The 371-nt window shown below is 55.8% G+C and carries 1 pseudogene; it reads left to right on the top strand.

Going from position 1 to position 371, the window contains the following annotated elements:
* Positions 1-371: pseudogene (locus LKX83_RS32065) on the top strand (hypothetical protein); the annotation flags it as partial.

Below are 371 nucleotides of genomic sequence, written 5' to 3'. Positions count from 1 at the left end.
CTCCTTTTTCTCGAAGGTATTTTGCAACAACGCCGTTCGGTGAACAGCATCGCCTACCATTTGTCCAGTACGCCGTGGATGCAAAAATGGGTCGGCTTGTCCTCCATCGACGGTTCTGCGCTCAATCGTAGGCTAAACAGCTTGCCGACGGATGTGTTGAAACAAACCTATACCGACCTTGTGTCCCAGCTTGCGCGCGCTTTTGGCTGTCCACGGCCGCTGAAGCATTTGGGTGCCCTGGCCGCGGTTGACTCCACCTCAATTACACTGGGGAAGGTGCGTGGCGAATGGGCGTACCAGCAACGCGGAAAAAATGCGGTGAAGCTGCATGTGCGTCTGGATCTCACCAGTGAAGTCGGGGCCATCCCTAG

The organism is Cohnella baijiui (genome assembly GCF_020731285.1).
GTDB lineage: Bacteria > Bacillota > Bacilli > Paenibacillales > Paenibacillaceae > Cohnella.
The sequence above is the reverse complement of the archived record's forward strand: the minus strand, read 5'-3'. Positions and strand labels throughout refer to the sequence as shown.